The organism is Bifidobacterium asteroides, assembly GCF_030758775.1.
GTDB lineage: Bacteria > Actinomycetota > Actinomycetes > Actinomycetales > Bifidobacteriaceae > Bombiscardovia > Bombiscardovia kimbladii.
In genome coordinates this window covers 1373764-1391722 of the sequence record NZ_CP132384.1, presented here as the reverse complement: position 1 = coordinate 1391722, position 17959 = coordinate 1373764, and the positions used below count along the sequence as shown (strand labels likewise).

At 62.5% G+C, this 17959-nt stretch carries 12 protein-coding genes and 1 pseudogene; 12 read left to right on the top strand and 1 reads right to left on the bottom strand.

Annotated elements, in window-relative coordinates; genetic code table 11:
- The first annotated feature begins 3 nt into the window (after positions 1-3).
- The 8 genes from rpsG to gmk all read left to right on the top strand — a co-directional run bounded on the left by rpsG (position 4) and on the right by gmk (position 11064).
- Positions 4-474 carry a 30S ribosomal protein S7 gene (gene rpsG, locus RAM15_RS05445; protein WP_015022140.1) on the top strand — a complete coding sequence of 157 codons (471 nt, stop codon included), beginning with the start codon at positions 4-6 and terminating at the stop codon, positions 472-474.
- A 26-nt stretch (positions 475-500) separates the two neighbouring features.
- On the top strand, positions 501-2627 hold the full coding sequence (fusA, locus tag RAM15_RS05440; protein WP_045924656.1) for an elongation factor G: 2127 nt from the start codon (positions 501-503) through the stop codon (positions 2625-2627).
- Positions 2628-2822: 195 nt separating this feature from the next.
- The gene (gene tuf, locus RAM15_RS05435) at positions 2823-4022 is read left to right on the top strand and encodes an elongation factor Tu (RefSeq protein WP_015022138.1); all 1200 of its coding nucleotides are present in this window, start codon (positions 2823-2825) and stop codon (positions 4020-4022) included.
- A gap of 236 nt (positions 4023-4258) precedes the next feature.
- A complete protein-coding gene (gene efp / locus RAM15_RS05430) occupies positions 4259-4822 on the top strand; it encodes an elongation factor P (protein WP_306221083.1) in 564 nt (187 codons plus the stop codon).
- A 22-nt stretch (positions 4823-4844) separates the two neighbouring features.
- Complete coding sequence (nusB, locus tag RAM15_RS05425; protein WP_372338646.1) at positions 4845-5549, top strand: transcription antitermination factor NusB; 705 nt, start codon at positions 4845-4847, stop codon at positions 5547-5549.
- A gap of 196 nt (positions 5550-5745) precedes the next feature.
- Positions 5746-6975: a glutamine-hydrolyzing carbamoyl-phosphate synthase small subunit gene (gene carA, locus RAM15_RS05420; RefSeq protein ID WP_372338681.1), complete on the top strand. Its 1230-nt coding sequence runs from the start codon at positions 5746-5748 to the stop codon at positions 6973-6975.
- Positions 6968-10342, top strand: a complete 3375-nt coding sequence (gene carB / locus RAM15_RS05415) for a carbamoyl-phosphate synthase large subunit (RefSeq protein ID WP_306221081.1) — start codon at positions 6968-6970, stop codon at positions 10340-10342. Before carA ends, carB begins: the two co-directional genes overlap by 8 nt.
- Before the next feature lie 98 nt (positions 10343-10440).
- The gene (gene gmk, locus RAM15_RS05410) at positions 10441-11064 is read left to right on the top strand and encodes a guanylate kinase (protein ID WP_306222257.1); all 624 of its coding nucleotides are present in this window, start codon (positions 10441-10443) and stop codon (positions 11062-11064) included.
- A gap of 76 nt (positions 11065-11140) precedes the next feature.
- Here the strand turns inward: gmk and ilvD are convergent.
- Positions 11141-13001 (bottom strand): annotated as a pseudogene (ilvD, locus tag RAM15_RS05405) (dihydroxy-acid dehydratase).
- Positions 13002-13179: 178 nt separating this feature from the next.
- Here ilvD and rpoZ point away from each other — a divergent pair.
- From rpoZ to RAM15_RS05385, 4 genes are all read left to right on the top strand, one after another.
- On the top strand, positions 13180-13464 hold the full coding sequence (gene rpoZ, locus RAM15_RS05400; RefSeq protein ID WP_015022131.1) for a DNA-directed RNA polymerase subunit omega: 285 nt from the start codon (positions 13180-13182) through the stop codon (positions 13462-13464).
- 61 nt (positions 13465-13525) lie between these two features.
- Entirely contained in the window at positions 13526-14746 is a 1221-nt protein-coding gene (gene metK / locus RAM15_RS05395; protein ID WP_045924651.1) for a methionine adenosyltransferase, read from the top strand.
- A gap of 92 nt (positions 14747-14838) precedes the next feature.
- Positions 14839-17142 carry a primosomal protein N' gene (locus tag RAM15_RS05390; protein ID WP_306221080.1) on the top strand — a complete coding sequence of 768 codons (2304 nt, stop codon included), beginning with the start codon at positions 14839-14841 and terminating at the stop codon, positions 17140-17142.
- Between the two features lie 101 nt (positions 17143-17243).
- Positions 17244-17948: an HAD family hydrolase gene (locus tag RAM15_RS05385; RefSeq protein ID WP_306221079.1), complete on the top strand. Its 705-nt coding sequence runs from the start codon at positions 17244-17246 to the stop codon at positions 17946-17948.
- The last annotated feature ends 11 nt before the right edge of the window (positions 17949-17959 follow it).

The window sequence follows — 17959 nt, the reverse complement described above, 5'->3', positions numbered from 1 at the left end:
CACATGTCACGCAAAGGACCAGCTAAAAAGCACCAGCTCCTGCCCGATCCCATCTACGGTTCCACCGTGGTGGCCCAGCTGATCAACAAGATCCTGCTGGACGGCAAGAAGTCCATCGCCGAGAACATCGTCTACACCGCTCTGGAGCAGGTCAAGGAGAAGACCGACCAGGAGCCTGTGGCCGTGCTCAAGCGCGCCCTGGACAATATTCGTCCCAGCCTGGAGGTCCGCAGCCGTCGTGTCGGTGGCGCCACCTACCAGGTTCCCGTCGAGGTCAAGCCGAACCGCGCCAATACGCTCTCGTTGCGGTGGCTGACCGATTACAGCCGCGCCCGTCGTGAGAAGACCATGTCGGAGCGGCTGGCCAACGAGATCCTTGATGCCTCCAACGGCCTGGGTGCCGCGGTCAAGCGCCGCGAGGACACCCACAAGATGGCCGAGGCCAACAAGGCGTTCGCCCACTATCGCTGGTAATCCCAAGAGAGCGAGAACAAGGAATTATGGCACAAGACGTGCTCACGGACCTGACCAAGGTCCGCAACATCGGCATCATGGCCCACATCGATGCCGGCAAGACAACGACGACCGAGCGTATCCTCTACTACACCGGCGTCAACTACAAGATCGGCGAGACCCACGACGGCGCCTCCACCATGGACTGGATGGACCAGGAGAAGGAACGTGGCATCACGATCACCTCCGCCGCCATTACAGCCTTCTGGAACCGCCAGTCCCACGATCCTGAGGACCGTTACCAGATCAACATCATCGACACCCCCGGCCACGTGGACTTCACTGCCGAGGTGGAGCGCTCCCTGCGTGTGCTCGATGGCGCTGTGGCGGTGTTCGACGGCAAGGAGGGCGTGGAGCCCCAGTCCGAGACCGTCTGGCGTCAGGCCGACAAGTATGGCGTGCCCCGCATCTGCTTCATCAACAAGATGGACAAGCTGGGCGCCGACTTCTACTACTCGGTGGACACCATCAAGGACAAGCTGGGCGTCAAGCCGCTGGTCATGCAGCTGCCCATCGGCGCTGAGAGCGACTTCCACGGCGTGGTCGACCTGGTTCGCATGGTCGCCTACTACTGGAAGGACGAGGCCGACCTGGGCGCCAAGTACGAGACCATCGACATCCCCGATGATCTCAAGGACAAGGCCGAGCAGTACCACACCGAACTGCTTGAGGCTGTGGCCGAGTCGGACGAGGACCTGCTTGAGAAGTACCTGGGCGGCGAGGAGATCTCCCAGCAGGAGATCCGCACCGCGGTGCGCAAGATGACCATCGAGCAGTCGGCCTTCCCGGTCTTCTGCGGTTCCGCCTTCAAGGACAAGGGCGTGCAGCCCATGCTGGATGCGGTTGTGGACTACCTGCCCAGCCCCGAGGATGTGCCGGCCATCAAGGGCTACAAGATCGGCGACGAGTCCGTCGAGATCGATCGCAAGCCCACCGTGGACGAGCCTTTCTCGGCTCTGGCTTTCAAGGTGGCCACACACCCCTTCTACGGCAAGCTGATCTACGTGCGTGTCTACTCCGGCAAGGTGGCCCAGGGCGAAACGGTTCTGGACTCCACCAAGGACAAGAAGGAGCGCGTCGGCAAGCTCTTCCAGATGCACTCCAACAAGGAGAATCCGGTCGACGAGGCCATCGCCGGCAATATCTACGCCTTCGTCGGGCTCAAGAACGTCACCACTGGTGACACCCTGTGCGACGAGAAGGCACCGCTGGTGCTGGAATCCATGACCTTCCCCGATCCTGTGATTGAGGTGGCCGTGGAGCCCAAGACCAAGGCCGACCAGGAGAAGATGGGCATCGCCCTGCAGAAGCTCTCCGAGGAGGATCCCACCTTCCAGGTCAAGACCGACGAGGAGTCGGGCCAGACTCTGATTTCCGGCATGGGCGAGCTCCAGCTGGACATCCTGGTGGACCGCATGCGCCGCGAGTTCCATGTGGAATGCAACGTGGGCAAGCCCCAGGTGGCTTACCGCGAGACCATCCGCAAGCCCGTCATGAACCAGGAGTACACCCACAAGAAGCAGACCGGCGGTTCCGGCCAGTTCGCCAAGGTGCTCATGAACTTCGAGCCCCTGGACACTTCCGAGGGCGAGTCCTACATCTTCGAGAACAAGGTCACCGGCGGCCACATCACCAAGGAGTTCATCCCCTCGGTCGATGCTGGCGTGCAGGAGGCCATGGAGTCCGGCGTGCTGGCAGGCTTCCCGGTCGTGGGCGTCAAGGCGACCCTGACCGATGGCCAGATCCACGAGGTCGACTCTTCGGAGATGGCCTTCAAGATCGCCGGCTCCATGTGCTTCAAGGAGGCCGCTCCCAAGGCCAAGCCCGTGATCCTCGAGCCCATCATGGCTGTCGAGGTCCGTACTCCCGAGGAGTACATGGGCGACGTCATGGGCGACATCAACTCCCGTCGTGGCTCCATCCAGTCCATGACCGACGCCACCGGCGTCAAGGTCATCGACGCCAAGGTGCCCCTGTCGGAGATGTTCGGCTACATCGGCGACCTCCGGTCCAAGACCCAGGGGCGCGCTATGTTCACCATGCAGATGGACTCCTACGCTGAGGTTCCCAAGGCTGTCAGCGACGAGATCATCAAGGCCCAGCGAGGCGAGTAATGCCGGTCCAGTCCGCCGCCATGGCGGGCCGCCGCCAAAAGGCTCTTCTGTCACAAGTCGGCGTTACACTCTTGTAGCGCTGACTGGGCGGAGGGCAAAAGTGGCAAAGAACCCGATAACCCAGTAATATGTAGCGAGTGCTCTGTGCGTGGTTCGCGCAGGCAACCTACGAGACGTCCAGGAGGACAAAACACAATGGCAAAGGAAAAGTACGAGCGGACCAAGCCGCACGTTAACATTGGCACCATCGGCCACGTCGATCACGGCAAGACCACCCTGACCGCGGCCATCTCCAAGGTGCTGCATGAGGAGTACCCGGACGTCAACCCCGAGTACGATTTCGCTCAGATCGACGCTGCTCCTGAGGAGAAGGAGCGCGGCATCACCATCAACATCGCGCACATCGAGTACCAGACCGCCAAGCGCCATTACGCCCACGTGGACTGCCCCGGGCACGCCGACTTCGTCAAGAACATGATCACCGGCGCTGCTCAGATGGATGGCGCCATCCTGGTGGTCGCCGCCACCGACGGCCCCATGGCCCAGACCCGCGAGCACGTTCTGCTGGCCCGCCAGGTCGGCGTGCCGAAGATCCTGGTCGCCCTGAACAAGTGCGACATGGTCGACGACGAAGAGCTGATCGAGCTGGTCGAGGAGGAAGTCCGCGATCTGCTGGACGAGAACGGCTTCGACCGCGACTGCCCCGTCATCCGCACCTCCGCCTACGGCGCCCTGCACGACGATGCCCCTGACCACGACAAGTGGGTCCAGACCATCAAGGACCTCATGGATGCCGTCGACGACTACATCCCCACCCCGGTCCACGACCTGGACAAGCCCTTCCTGATGCCCATCGAGGATGTCTTCACCATCTCCGGCCGCGGCACCGTGGTGACCGGCCGTGTCGAGCGCGGCAAGCTGCCCGTGAACACCAACGTGGAGATCGTCGGCCTGCGCGACACCCAGTCCACCACCGTCACCTCCATCGAGACCTTCCACAAGCAGATGGACGAGGCCGAGGCTGGCGACAACACCGGTCTGCTGCTGCGCGGCATCGGCCGTGAGGACGTCGAGCGCGGCCAGGTCGTGGCTGCTCCCGGCACCGTGACCCCTCACCACAAGTTCGAGGGCGAAGTCTACGTGCTGACCAAGGACGAGGGCGGACGCCACTCGCCGTTCTTCTCCAACTACCGTCCGCAGTTCTACTTCCGGACCACCGACGTCACCGGCGTCATCACCCTGCCCGAGGGCGTGGAGATGGTTCAGCCCGGCGATCACGCCACCTTCTCCGTCGAGCTGATCCAGCCCGTCGCCATGGAGGAGGGTCTGACCTTCGCTGTTCGTGAAGGCGGCCACACGGTCGGCTCAGGTCGAGTCACCAAGATCATCGAGTAGGATTGCCTGTCGCTTGTCGACGCGATCCAATGACGGGGCCCGGAATCCATCATGCGATTCCGGGCCCTGCCCATATCCGGCCAGATTCGCCACTGGGCCGAGTGCGGTGTTCATGCGCCGTGGCATAATAGGCGAGGATTTATTGCGAGCGGGCCGGATCCTGTGTGGCCCGGTGCTTTCGGCAGATGGCCAGGAGCCCTCCGAAGGAACGTTCATCAGAATGAGGTGGTATCAAGGTGGCACAGACTTCCAACGACATCAAGAACGGATCGGTCATCAACCTGGACGGCAAGCTTTGGACCGTCATCAAGTTCCAGCACGTCAAGCCGGGCAAGGGGCCGGCCTTTGTGCGCACGACCATCAAGGACGTCCTCTCAGGCAAGATCGTGGACCGCACTTTCAACGCGGGCATGAAAATGGACTTCGAGACCGTCGACAACCGGACCATGCAGTACTCCTACCGGGACGGCGACTCCTTCGTGTTCATGGACATGAACACCTACGAGCAGGTCAACATCCCCGAGGCCTTGGTCGGCGATCAGGAGCGCTACCTGCTGGAGGGCACCGACTGCATCATCAGCTTCCATGACGGCAACCCCCTGTCAGTTGAACTGCCTGCATCCGTGGTGCTGACCGTGACGGCAACCGAGCCCGGCGTGCAGGGCAACCGCTCCAATGCCGGCACCAAGCCTGCTACTGTGGAGACCGGGGCCGAGATTCAGGTCCCCCTCTTCGTAGGCGAGGGTGAGAAGGTCAAGGTGGACACCCGCGACGGCTCCTACCTGGGCCGCGAGAACTGAGTCAGGCGGAAACCACACATCCATGGCACGTTCCACAGCCCGCAAGCGGGCCTTGAACACCCTGTATGAGGCCGATGAGAAGAGTCAGGATTTCCTCTCCCTGCTGGAGGAGCGCAAGGCTAGGCCGGGGGCGCAGACACCTCTACCCGCCTATGCCGTGACCATCGTTGAGGGTGTGGCAAAGCACCGTCGAGATATCGATGAGGCTTTGCAAACCCATTCCACCCGGTGGCCGCTGAGCCGCATGCATGCCATCGACCGCAACATATTGCGTATCGCCGCCTGGGAGATGCTCTACAACCCCGAGGTTCCTGACAAGGTGGCCATCGATGAGGCCCTGTCCTTGGCCAAGACACTTTCGGATGCCGATGCTCCCTCCTTCATCCACGGTGTTCTCAGCGCCCTGGAGCAGGAGAAGGATGAGCATCAGGCTCGTCGTGAGCAAGCCGATCGAATCGCTGCCCTGGCTGAAGCCGAGGCCGATACAGATGTTTCGGATGATGAATTCGATAAATCAAAAGCAGAGATCATAGCATCCAAGCCCGTTTCCTCCGAGGATGCCCATGCTGACAGCGATTCGGAACCGGCAGCGAGTGGATCTGAAAGAGGGGACTCCGATCAGGTTCCCGACCTTACTGTCAATCAGTCGGCCCCCAGCTTGGACCAGCTGAAACCGACCCTGCCGGAGGAACTGACCTCCGATGCGGATCGTCCTTCAGGCAACTGAGCAATGATTCGGATGAAGGCCGACCGATGCCCGCTAACTATCAGGGCATCAGGTCGGCCTTTTGCCATGTTCAGACTGGTTGACCAGCGGTCTATCCTGCAAGATTTGACCAACCATTTTTTGGCTGGGTCTGCCGGCATAATCCATGGGGGTCATTAATATGGGTGCGAATATCCGCGGTAATCAAGGGGGTTCGGTGAACCTGAAAGACACCAACACCATCACCTCCGATAGCCGTTTCTCCAATCGTGCCTTGCTCATCCTTGAGGATGGGGAAGTGTATGTGGGGAGAGCCTTCGGAGCGGTGGGCACTACCATAGGTGAAATTGTTTTCTCGACCGGAATGACTGGGTATCAAGAAACCCTGACGGATCCCAGCTATGCTCGGCAGATCGTTGTGCAGACCTTCCCCCACATCGGTAATACCGGCGTCAATGACCAGGACGGGGAGTCAGACAGAATCTGGGTGGCAGGGTATGTAGTCCGGGAACCCAGCCCCAACGTCAGTAACTGGCGGGCCCGGGGCAGTCTCCATGACCAGCTGGTCGATCAGGGCATCGTCGGTATCAGTCACATAGACACCCGCCGGCTCGTGCGACACTTGCGTTCTGCAGGTGTCATGCGGGCCGGTATTTTTTCAGGCCCGGACCCAATGCTCAATGACGGCGGCAGGCCCAGGACCATGCAGGAACTCCTTGACCAGGTCCGTTCGGCCCCCAAGATGAGCGGGTCCCATCTGACCGGCGAGGTCAGCACGCACAGGTCCTATATCGTCGAACCAGTCGGAGACCGTCAGGCGAAAGAGCCTGTCTGCACGGTGGCGGCGGTGGATTTGGGAATCAAGTCCATGACCCCTCACAGGCTGGCTGAGCGCGGGTGCAGGGTCCACGTACTTCCCGTTGACACCACCATCGAGCAGATAAAGGCCCTGCGGCCTGACGGGGTTTTCTTCTCCAACGGTCCAGGCGACCCATCGACCGCAGACGAGGAGGTGTCGCTCCTCAGGCAAGTTTTGGATGCCGGACTGCCATTCTTCGGCATCTGCCTGGGCAACCAGCTTCTGGGCCGTGCCCTGGGCTTCGAGACCTATAAGCTGAAATTCGGTCATCGCGGCATCAATCAGCCGGTCATGGATCTCAGCACTGGCAAGGTTGAGATCACCGCCCATAATCACGGATTCGCAGTCAAGGCACCCAAGGGAGACCCAGTGCCCTCACCGTATGGTGAAGGCCGATATGGCCGTGTCCGGGTGTCTCATGTCGATCTCAACGACGGCGTGGTCGAGGGTCTGGAGTGTCTGGACATTCCGGCCTTTTCCGTTCAGTACCATCCGGAGGCGGCGGCTGGTCCGCACGATGCCTCCTATCTGTTTGACAGGTTCGTCACTTTGATGCAGGACGCCAGGGAAGGGAAGGCACATGCCTAAGCGGCAGGACATCCATTCAGTCATGGTTATCGGCTCGGGGCCCATCGTCATCGGGCAAGCGGCCGAGTTCGACTATTCGGGGACCCAGGCCTGCCGGGTGCTGCGCGAAGAGGGGATTCGTGTCATCCTGGTCAATTCCAATCCCGCCACCATCATGACGGACCCCGAGATGGCCGATGCCACCTACATCGAGCCCATTGCCCTGCCCTTCCTGGAGCGGATCATCGCCAAGGAGCGGCCTGATGCGCTGCTGCCCACCCTGGGCGGCCAGACCGCTCTAAACGCTGCCGTGGAGCTGGGCAAGGCTGGCGTGCTGGAGCGCTATGGGGTTGAGCTGATCGGCGCTTCGCTGGAGGCCATCGACAGGGGAGAGGACCGCGAGCTCTTCAAGCAGGTGGTGGACCAGGCCGGCGCCGAGTCGGCCAGGTCCCGCATCGCCCACAGTCTGGATGAGGCCGAGGCAGTAGCTGCCGAACTGGGCTACCCTCTGGTTGTTCGTCCTTCCTTTACCATGGGCGGCCTGGGCTCTGGAATCGCCCATGATCGCGAGGAGCTGAGGCGGATCGCCGGTGCAGGAATCCACTATTCGCCCACCGATGAGATACTTCTGGAGGAGGGCATCGAGGGGTGGAAGGAGTATGAGCTGGAGCTCATGCGCGACCGCTTGGACAATGTGGTTGTGGTCTGCCCCATCGAGAATGTGGATCCGGTCGGCGTGCACACCGGCGACTCCATCACTGTGGCCCCGGTCTTCACTCTGACCGACCGGGAGTATCAGCGGATGCGTGACATCGGCATCGCCATCATCCGCGGCGTGGGGGTGGACACTGGCGGCTGCAACATCCAGTTCGCCGTCAACCCCAAGAACGGCCGGATCATCGTCATCGAAATGAATCCGCGTGTTTCACGGTCTTCTGCTCTGGCTTCCAAGGCCACCGGCTTCCCCATCGCCAAGATTGCGGTCAAGCTGGCCCTTGGGTACACCTTGGATGAGATCGAGAACGACATCACCCGCTCAACGCCTGCCTCCTTCGAGCCGACCATCGACTACGTGGTCACCAAGATCCCGCGCTTCACCTTCGAGAAGTTCCCCGGGGCGGACACGACCCTGACCACCTCGATGAAGTCCGTGGGCGAGGCCATGGCCCTGGCCGGTAATTTCCGCGAGTCCCTGGGCAAGGCCATGCGCTCCATCGACAAGCGCCACATGACCTTTTCCTGGGATGGTCCCCGGCCCGACCAGGCCGAGACCGACCGGCTGCTGGAGGCCATGCACACTCCCACCGAGCACCGCTATTTGCAGATTCAGCGGGCCTTCTGGGGAGGGGCCACCGTAGAGCAGGTCCACCAGGCCACCAGGATCGACCCCTGGTTCCTGGAGCAGATCAGCATGATCAACGAGCTGGCCCTTCAGGTGCGCCAGGCCGAGGTTCTGGACGAGGACCTGCTGCGCCGGGCCAAGCAATCGGGACTGAGCGACCTGCAGATCGCCCACCTGCGCGGCATGGGCGACCAGGGCGAGGCAGTCGTCAGGGAGCTTCGCTGGGCCTTCGGTCTTCATCCTGTCTACAAGACTGTGGACACCTGCGCAGCCGAGTTCGATGCCGTCACGCCCTACTACTACTCCTGCTATGCCGACGAGTCCGAGCTGCGCCCCCGCAAACGCGAGGCAGTCATCATCCTGGGCTCGGGGCCCAACCGGATAGGCCAAGGGGTGGAGTTTGACTACACCTGCGTGCACGCCGTCCAGGAGCTGGGCAAGGACTATGACACCATCATGGTCAACTGCAATCCCGAGACGGTCTCCACCGACTATGACATGTCGGACAGGCTCTATTTCGAGCCGCTGACTTTCGAGGACGTTCTGGAGATCTACCGGGCTGAGAAGGCCATGGGACCGGTCAAAGGGGTCATCGTCCAGCTGGGCGGTCAGACACCCCTCTCTCTGGCTGCCAGGCTCAAGGCGGCCGGGGTGCCCATTCTGGGAACCAGTCCCGAGTCCATCGACCTGGCCGAGAACCGCGAACTCTTCGGCCAGGTGCTCAGCAAGGAGCATTTGAACGCCCCCCGGTACGGCACTGCTCTTTCCCTGGATGAGGCCAGAGATGCGGCACATGCCATTGGCTACCCGGTTCTGGTCAGGCCCTCCTACGTGCTGGGTGGACGAGGCATGGAGATCGTCTATGACGACCAGCAGCTGGGCACCTACGTGGATCGCGCCCTGGAGGAGGCCAAGGCCGATACGGTGGTCTCTGGCCGTCTGCCCTCGCCCCTGTTGATTGACAAGTTCCTTCAGGACGCCATCGAGATCGATGTGGATGCCCTCTATGACGGGCAGGAGCTCTACATCGGCGGGATCATGGAGCATGTGGAAGAGGCCGGAGTCCACTCCGGTGATGCCGCCTGCACCCTGCCGCCCTCGACTCTCTCCGACGACCAGATCAACCGGCTGCGGCAGGCAACCCTGGCAATAGCCCAAGGATGCGGGGTCAGGGGGCTGATCAATGTTCAGTATGCCTTCATGGCCAACACCCTCTATGTGATCGAGGCCAACCCCCGCGCATCCCGGACCGTCCCCTTCGCCTCCAAGGCCACGGGTACGGCGCTGGCCAAGGCCGCGGCGCGGATCATGGTGGGGGAGTCCATCGCACAGCAACGAGCCAACGGCCTGCTCCTGCCTGTCGGCGACGGCGGCATGGTCCGTGTCGGCCAGCCTGTGGCGGTCAAGGAGTCCGTCCTGCCCTTCAAGCGCTTCCGCACTCCAGTGGGTCGTACCGTGGACATTCTGCTGGGCCCGGAGATGCGTTCCACAGGAGAGGTCATGGGCTTCGATCGGGACTTCCCCCACGCCTTCGCCAAGAGCCAGCTGGCCGCCTACCAAGGAGGTCTGCCCACCAGCGGGGTCGTCTTCCTGTCGGTCAATGACGCGGACAAGCGGCAGCTGCCCATGCTGGCAGCGCGTCTGCTGGAGCAGGGCTTCAGCATCTGCGCCACCCGTGGCACGGCCTCTGTCCTGCGTCGCTACGGTTTTGATGTGGCCGTTGTCGACAAGATCAGCGATGCTGAAGAGCCGGGTCAGGCCTTCACAGATGCCGACGGAGTAAGGCATATGGGCCGGAATCCTGTCCAGTTGATTGAGGATGGGGCCATTGACATGATCCTCAACACGCCTAGCTCAAGGGGTTCGCGCTCCGACGGCTATCTGATCCGAGTTGCCGCCATTGCCGCCGATCTGCCGCAGTTCACTACCATCACCGAATTCTCAGCCGCTCTGATGGCCATTGATGTGGTCAAAAAGGACGACTACGAGGTCATGAGCATACAGGAGCACGCGGCCCGGTTGCTGGAGCTGGAGAAGGCCAGGTAGGTGCTCGCTATATGATTGACCCATGTTCCGGTCCAGCTAGGCCGGAGGATGACCTTTAAGGAAAGGAAGTGGCCGTGTCAGCGATCAACGGTGCCGACATGTCGAGTCAGGACTCTTCGGGAGCACAGACCGGGGGGCCGGGGGAGACGGGCGGCCGGTTGATTGTGTTGACGGGTCCCACGGCAGTTGGCAAGGGCACTGTGGAGGCGGCCCTGCGTCATGCCCATCCGGAGGTCTGGGTCTCCGTCTCGGCCACCACCCGCGCTCCGCGTCCGGGCGAAAAGAACGGCATCACCTACTGGTTCATGGACGAGCAGGAGTTTGCCCGCAGGGAGGCAGCCGGAGATTTTCTGGAGACCGCCCTGGTCCATGGCATGTCCCACTATGGCACCCCGCTGCAGCCGGTCCTGGATCATCTGGCAGCAGGGGTGCCCACCATTCTGGAGATCGACCTGCAGGGGGCGCATCGTGTCCGCCAACGGGCGGGAGAGCTGGGGCTGGAAGTGTTTTACGTCTTCCTGGCGCCGCCGTCATTCCAGGACCTGGTCACCAGGCTGAACATGCGGGGAACCGAGAATGAGGAGCAGCGAGCCCGAAGGCTGGAGACCGCCAAGGTGGAGCTGGCCTCAGAGGATCAGTTCGATCAGGTCATAGTCAACGACAGTGTGGATAAAGCCGCTCAGGCGCTCTGGTCGGTAATCGCCAAGGAATACGGTCTCTGAGCACCTGCCCTTTACTCCAGAAGATTCAAAAAAATCCCCCAATCGAGTGAGAGCCCGATTGGGGGATTTTTGTCTGTCAGTCCAGCCCCGACAGTCGGTTGATCAGGTCGGGGTCGCGGGTGGCGCCCTTGTCTGCTGAGCGGGCGAAAGCAGCGTAGGCCTTCAGTGCCAGGGAGACCTTGCGGTCCCTGTGGGCCACATAGCCCTCGCCGGCCTCCAGTTCAGCGCGGCGCTGGGCGAGTTCCTCATCGCTCAGCTCGACGTCTACACGCCGGTTGGGGATATCAATGCGGATCATGTCGCCGTTGCGGATCAGGGCGATGGGGCCCTTGTTGGCTGCTTCAGGAGCGATATGGCCGATGGCCAGACCTGATGAGCCGCCGGAGTAGCGGCCGTCGGTCAGCAGGGCCACGTCCTTGCCGATGCCCTTGCCCTTGACGAATGAGGTGGGGTAGAGCATCTCTTGCATGCCCGGGCCGCCCTTGGGTCCCTCGTAACGGATGACCAGGGCCTGACCCTTGTGCAGGGTGCCATTGAGAATGACCTCCACGGCCTGTTCCTGCGATTCGACCACCAGGGCCGGTCCGCGGAAGTTCCAGATTTCCTTGGGCACGCCGGCGGTCTTGACCACGCAGCCATCGGGGGCCAGATTGCCGCGCAGTATGGCCAGGCCACCTTCGGAGACGGCCGGGTGATCCAGGTCATGGATGGCACCGTTGACGCGGTCGGTGTCCAGATCCTTCCATTCCTTGGACTGGTTGAAAGGCTCGGGGGAGGTGATGTGCCCGGGCGCTGCATGGTAGAGTTCCTTGGCCTGGTCCAGGCAGGTGGGACGCATGATGTCCCAGTCGTTGAGCTTGGACTCCAGATCCGGGTAGTCGATGGAATGCGTGTCCTTGTGCAGCACTCCGCCACGGTCCAGCTCGCCCAGGATGCCGCAGATGCCGCCTGCACGGTGGACGTCGGATATCTCCCAGTCTCCGGAGGGGGAGGCCTTGCAGATGCAGGGGACTGTGTGGGAGATGCGCTCGATGTCGTCCAGGGTGAAGTCCACATCCGCCGACTGTGCAGCGGCCAGGATGTGCAGGACGGTGTTGGTTGATCCGCCCATGGCCACATCCATGGTCATGGCGTTTTCGGAAGGCCTTCTTGGTGGCGATGGAACGCGGCAGGACTGAGTCGTCGTCATCCTGGTAGTACCGGTTGGCGATCTCGACGACCAGCTTGCCGGCCCGCTCGAAGAGCATCTTCCGGGCTGTGTGCGAGGCCAAGGTGGTGCCGTTGCCGGGCAGGGCCAGACCCATGGCCTCGGTCAGGCAGTTCATGGAGTTGGCGGTGAACATGCCGGCGCAGGAACCGCAGGTGGGGCAGACCGTTTTCTCCAGGGCCAGCAGACCCGCATCGTCGATGCTGTCATCCGCTGAAGCGTACATGACGTCGATCAGATCCGTGCTCTCCTGGACTGTCCCGTCGGGCATGACCGTACGTCCAGCCTCCATGGGGCCGCCGGAGACGAAGACCGTGGGAATGTTCAGACGCAGAGCGGCCATGAGCATGCCGGGGGTGATCTTGTCGCAGTTGGAAATGCAGATCAGGGCATCGGCGCAGTGGGCGTTGACCGAGTACTCCACAGCGTCTGCAATCAGGTCACGGCTGGGCAGAGAGTAAAGCATGCCTGTATGGCCCATGGCGATGCCGTCGTCCACGGCTATGGTGTTGAACTCGCGGGGGATGCCGCCCGCTTCCTTGACGGCCTTGGAGACTAGGCGCCCCACCTTGTTCAGGTGGACGTGGCCGGGCACGAACTCGGAGAAGGAATTGGCGATGGCCACGATGGGCTTGCCGAAGTCCTCACCCTTGACGCCAGCGGCACGATAGAGAGCACGGGCGCCCGCGAACTCTCGTTCCTTCATCAATTTGGCTGATCGCATCTGCATAGTTTTATTCAAGTGAACGTGGGCATCAGCGGTTTGAACATGACCACATGCTGGAATTTTCGGCCTTTTCGCCCCGCTTTTTCCGGCAGAGAAGCCTGCGAGGCTAAAATCGAGCCCGGGCGGTAAAATCATTCAGATTGAATGAATGGTTCATCCAGTTGAATTGGAGAAACATCTTATGGCATTCGGTACCGAGCCCCATCCGCAGGGATTTGCGAATCCTCCTATTGACGACCTCATGAAGCACGCCGATTCGAAGTATGCGCTCTCTATCTTCGCGGCCAAGAGGGCCCGCCAGATCAATTCCTATTTCACACAGCTCAATGAGGGCCTGTTGCAGAACGTCGGCCCGCTGGTTGAGTACCAGAACCAGGAGAAGCCCCTGTCCATCGCCTTCCGGGAGATCAACGAGGGCCTGCTTGAAGAGACCCTGGGCGAGGACGATCTGAGCGAAGGCAACTGAGCTTTCGACTCTCAGTGCAGGGTCCTCGGACGGTGACGGTTTCTAGACAAAGGTGAATGAAATGACAGAGCGACGGCTGATTTCGGCTGAATCAGTGACCGAGGGCCATCCAGACAAGGTCTGCGACCAGATTTCCGATGCCATTCTGGACGATCTGATCGCCCAGGATCCGCACTCCCATGTGGCTGTGGAGACCTCGGCGGCCACTGGCCTCTTCTTCGTCTTCGGAGAGGTCTCGTCCCAGGGCTACACGGACATTCAGTCACAGGTCCGGTCGGTGCTGCGCAGGATCGGCTACACCTCATCCGAAATCGGGCTGGATGCGGATTCCTGCGGCGTGACCGTGGCTCTGAGCGAGCAGAGCAAGGAGATCAACCAGGGCGTGGAACGGCTGTCGGCCAGCCAGGAGAGCGCCGCCACCCGCGAGGAGCGTTACCAGTCCCAGGGGGCCGGCGACCAGGGAGTCATGTTCGGGTACGCCTGCGATGAGACCGACACGCTCATGCCCCTGCCCATCTATCTGGCCCACCAGCTGGCCTTCCGGCTGGCACAGGTCCGCAAGGAGGGGATCATCCCCCACCTGCGCCCCGACGGCAAGACCCAGGTCACCATCGAATACGATCAGGATGACCGGCCCCGCCGGGTGGACACGGTCCTCATCTCCACCCAGCACGATCCCGAGGTGGGGCATGACTGGCTGCAGGAGCAGTTGATGGAGCACGTCATCACGCCTGTGCTGGATCGCGTCTGCGGCCAGGCCGTCGAGCACCAGGGCTACCGGGTGCTGGTCAATCCGACCGGCTCCTTTGTTCTGGGCGGCCCTGCGGCTGACGCAGGACTGACCGGGCGCAAGATCATCGTGGACACCTACGGAGGTGCGGCCCATCATGGAGGCGGCGCCTTCTCCGGCAAGGATCCCAGCAAGGTCGACCGGTCCGCCGCCTACGCCGCGCGTTGGGTAGCCAAGAACATCGTGGCCGCTGGACTGGCGCACAAGGTCGAGGTCCAGGTGGCCTATGCCATTGGCGTGGCCGAACCGGTCAGCGTCAACGTGGAGACCTACGGCACCGAGCAGGGGGTCAGCCGGGAGCAGATCCAAGAGGCTGTGCGCGAGGTCTTCGACCTGCGGCCTGCTGCCATCATCGATGAGCTGGACCTGTTGAGGCCCATTTACGCCAAGACTGCAGCCTATGGGCACTTCGGCCGGGAGGATCCCGACTTCACCTGGGAGCAGGTGGACAAGGTGGGCGAGCTCAAGGCCGCCATCGGCATGACCAGGTAGCAGCTGTTCATCAAGAGCCACGGCGGATTCCCGGGTCATCGACTGGGGAATCCGCCGTGGCTCTCTTAATTGTGAAAGCGAGGGGAGGAGCCATGGATTCGCAGGACGTCAGTCAGCCCGCCCTGGAAGGTCTTGCTCCGCGCCGTCGTTCGAGCAGCAGTCGAAAGAAACCTCCCCGCAGACCGGCCGATGAACTCCCTGTGGCACGGGTGGTGCTGGACGTGCAGGCCACTCACCTGGGTGGGACCTTCGATTATCTGGTGGATGCCGACCAGGACGAACATGCACAGCCGGGATGTCTGGTTCGCGTCCGGTTTGGGGCGCGCAGGGTCAACGGCATCATCTGGGAACGCGTGGCAGACAGCCAGGTTCCCCGCGCCTCCTTGCGCTACCTGGAACGGGTGGTGCTGGATCGCAGCCTGATCTCATCTTCCCTGCGCGCGGATATCACTGCCATTGCCAGAGCCTATGGGGGCACTGAGGCCAACATTCTGCGGCTGGCCCTGCCCCCTCGCGTGGCCCGTATCGACAAGGAGCAGCAGCTGGTTCCCGGTCAGCCTCGATTGGCGTCCGACCCCGCCTGGGTGGCCGGGCTGGCCCAGCGGCAGAAGGATCTGAAACAGAGGCTTGATCCGGGCTATCGGGGGTTGGAGAAACTGGATAACTCCCTGGAAGATGATGACTTCGGCTCCTTTTTGACCGACATTCTGCCCGGCATGGACCAGGCCGCCCTGCTGGCTGCCAGGGTGCTGATAGGCGCCCTGCTGGCCGGCCGGTCGGCGGTTATGGTGTTGCCGGGCACCCGTCAGGTGACCCACCTGTCCGCAGTCCTTCAGCAGCTGGGGTTGCGCCCCTTCGGCCCATCTGTCGCCGCCGGTCCTGGTCAACAGGAGGCTCACGGCTGGTCTGGTGATTTCGCCATTCTGGACAGCGGCATGGCTCCTGCCGAGCGCTACAGGGCCTACCTTGCGCTGGCCTCCGGTCAAGTCCGCTGCGCCATCGGGCTGCGGGCTGCCATGTACGCCCCGGTGGAGGGTCCTGCCCTCTTCGCTCTGATGGACGATGCCAGCTACCAGTACGCCGATGGGATGATGCCCTACGCCAACGCCCGCGGAGTGCTGAGGCTGCGGGCGCGTGCCCACGGCGGCGTCTTCCTGGCCATGGCCCGTGCCAGAAGTGTGCGTTCCCACTGGGAGAGTCTGCCCGAGGCCACCGAAGCGGACTCTGGCGTGACCGGTCCAGGCACTGCCCTGACGCTTGACCGGCCTGTGGTGACCACTCTGCTGCCTTGGATCCGCTGGCTGAACCGGGAGGAGCTGAGCCATCTGGCCGACCCGACCATCGGCGCCCGGGTTCCCCATACCGCAGTCGCCGTTATCAACAAGGCCTTGGAGCGTGGTCCGGTTCTGCTGTCCATACCGCAGGACGGCATCTTCGAAAGCCTGAGTTGCGCTCGCTGTCATCATCAGGCTCGTTGCCCCCGCTGCACTGGGCCCCTGCGGGCACGGCGGCCTGGTGCGCCCCGATGCGCCTGGTGCGGGGCAGCGGCTACGGACTGGTTCTGTCCGGATTGCGGGGGTTCACGGCTTCGGGTGGTCAGGGTAGGCGCCGCTGGGACGGCCCAGGAGCTGCGCATGCTCTTCAGGAATGTGCCCATCGTCATCTCTTCGCCCAGCCAGCCTCGCGGGGTGGTCGAGCGTGTACAGGATCGCCCCAGTCTGGTCATCGCCACACCAGGCGCCGAGCCCAGAGTGGTCGCCTCGAGCATGGATGGCAGCAATAAGGACACTGGCGATTCGGATCTGCCCCGGCTGTCACGGGGATACCGGGCCGTGGCCATTCTGGACGCCTGGACCAGCCTGTATGCCCCTGGCGTCGATGCGCGTATGGACACCCTGGGAGCCTGGATGCGCGTGGCCTCCTTCTGCCGCTCCCGGGCCCAGGGAGGTCAGGTGCTCCTGCTGGGGGAATGCGATCCCCAGCTGGCCCAGGCGCTGATGACCTGGCAGGGGCCGGTACTGGCCGCTGCCGATCTGCAGGATCGTCGGCTGACGGCCATGCCCCCTGCGGTCGGTATGGCTGCAATATGGGGTGAAAGGGAGGCCGTCGTCTCGATGCTGGACGCCGTCGGGATTGCACCGGGTCAGGAGGCAGTAACCGATGCCGGTCCTGAGTCTGTTCCTGCCCTGCTTGGGCCTGTGCCCATACCGGCGCCATCCACACTGAAAGCCGGCTATTTGGAGGGAACCCAGGATAGGGTCCAAGCTCTGGTTCGGGTACCCATCAGCTCCAGGGATAAGCTGGCTGACGATCTCAAGCAGGCTCAGGCCAGGTACGTGGCCGGCCGCGGGCGAGGGGAGTTGCGCTTCCGGATGGATCCCAAGGATCTGACCTGATTGTCGCTCCAAGCAAATATCTGCAGGGTCTATGCGGCGTGGTTTCATGAGGGGGCGCAGGCAGAGGCGCAGATGAACGAATTCGGGAAAGGCGGAGAGCCATGAAGGGCTGGCCGGGCGAAGTCCAGATTGAAGCAGATGTGATCCAGTCTGAGCAGGAAGCAGCTCAGTGCCAGGGTCAGCCCATTGAACAGGTCATCTTCGACTTCGGCAACGTCCTGATTCGTTGGCAGCCCGAGATGGCCATGGTGGCCCGGTACGGGCGCAAGAGCATCGAATCCATGCTGGATGACAGCCGTTCCGGCTTTTACCGGGCCAACGACATGATGGACGGCGGAGCCACCTGCGCCCAGGCCCGTGACTGGGTGGCCGCCAACTGCGGATCCCCCTGGGATGCCATGTTCGCCTACTACTGTGACCACTTCGTCGATTCGCTGGCCGGCCCGGTGCCTGGTGCCCGCATGCTGGTGGAGGATCTGAAGGCGGCAGGCCTGGGTGTCTGGGGGTTGACCAACTGGGGTGCCGAGCTCTTCCATCACGCCTGGGACGGCGACTCCTTCCTGCATAGGCTGGACGGGGTGGTGGTCTCCGGGCCCATCCACATGCGCAAGCCTGACCCGGCCATCTACCGGTACGCCCTGGATCGGTTCGGAATCCAGGCTGGCAGGACCCTCTTCGTGGATGACAAGGGTATGAATGTAGTCGGCGCCAACAAGGCCGGCATCCGCAGCCTGCGATTCAGCGACCCCTACGGGCTGCGCACCGCCCTGATCGAGGCCGGGGTGAACATTCCTCAGGTGCAGTGAACGTGCAGAGG

Bases quoted from the DNA above. Each gene is read 5' to 3' on its own strand.
- rpsG (WP_015022140.1), top strand. From the start codon at position 4: ATGTCACGCAAAGGACCAGCTAAAAAGCACCAGCTCCTGCCCGATCCC.
- fusA (WP_045924656.1), top strand. From the start codon at position 501: ATGGCACAAGACGTGCTCACGGACCTGACCAAGGTCCGCAACATCGGC.
- tuf (WP_015022138.1), top strand. From the start codon at position 2,823: ATGGCAAAGGAAAAGTACGAGCGGACCAAGCCGCACGTTAACATTGGC.
- nusB (WP_372338646.1), top strand. From the start codon at position 4,845: ATGGCACGTTCCACAGCCCGCAAGCGGGCCTTGAACACCCTGTATGAG.
- carB (WP_306221081.1), top strand. From the start codon at position 6,968: ATGCCTAAGCGGCAGGACATCCATTCAGTCATGGTTATCGGCTCGGGG.
- gmk (WP_306222257.1), top strand. From the start codon at position 10,441: ATGTCGAGTCAGGACTCTTCGGGAGCACAGACCGGGGGGCCGGGGGAG.
- rpoZ (WP_015022131.1), top strand. From the start codon at position 13,180: ATGGCATTCGGTACCGAGCCCCATCCGCAGGGATTTGCGAATCCTCCT.
- metK (WP_045924651.1), top strand. From the start codon at position 13,526: ATGACAGAGCGACGGCTGATTTCGGCTGAATCAGTGACCGAGGGCCAT.
- RAM15_RS05390 (WP_306221080.1), top strand. From the start codon at position 14,839: ATGGATTCGCAGGACGTCAGTCAGCCCGCCCTGGAAGGTCTTGCTCCG.
- RAM15_RS05385 (WP_306221079.1), top strand. From the start codon at position 17,244: ATGAAGGGCTGGCCGGGCGAAGTCCAGATTGAAGCAGATGTGATCCAG.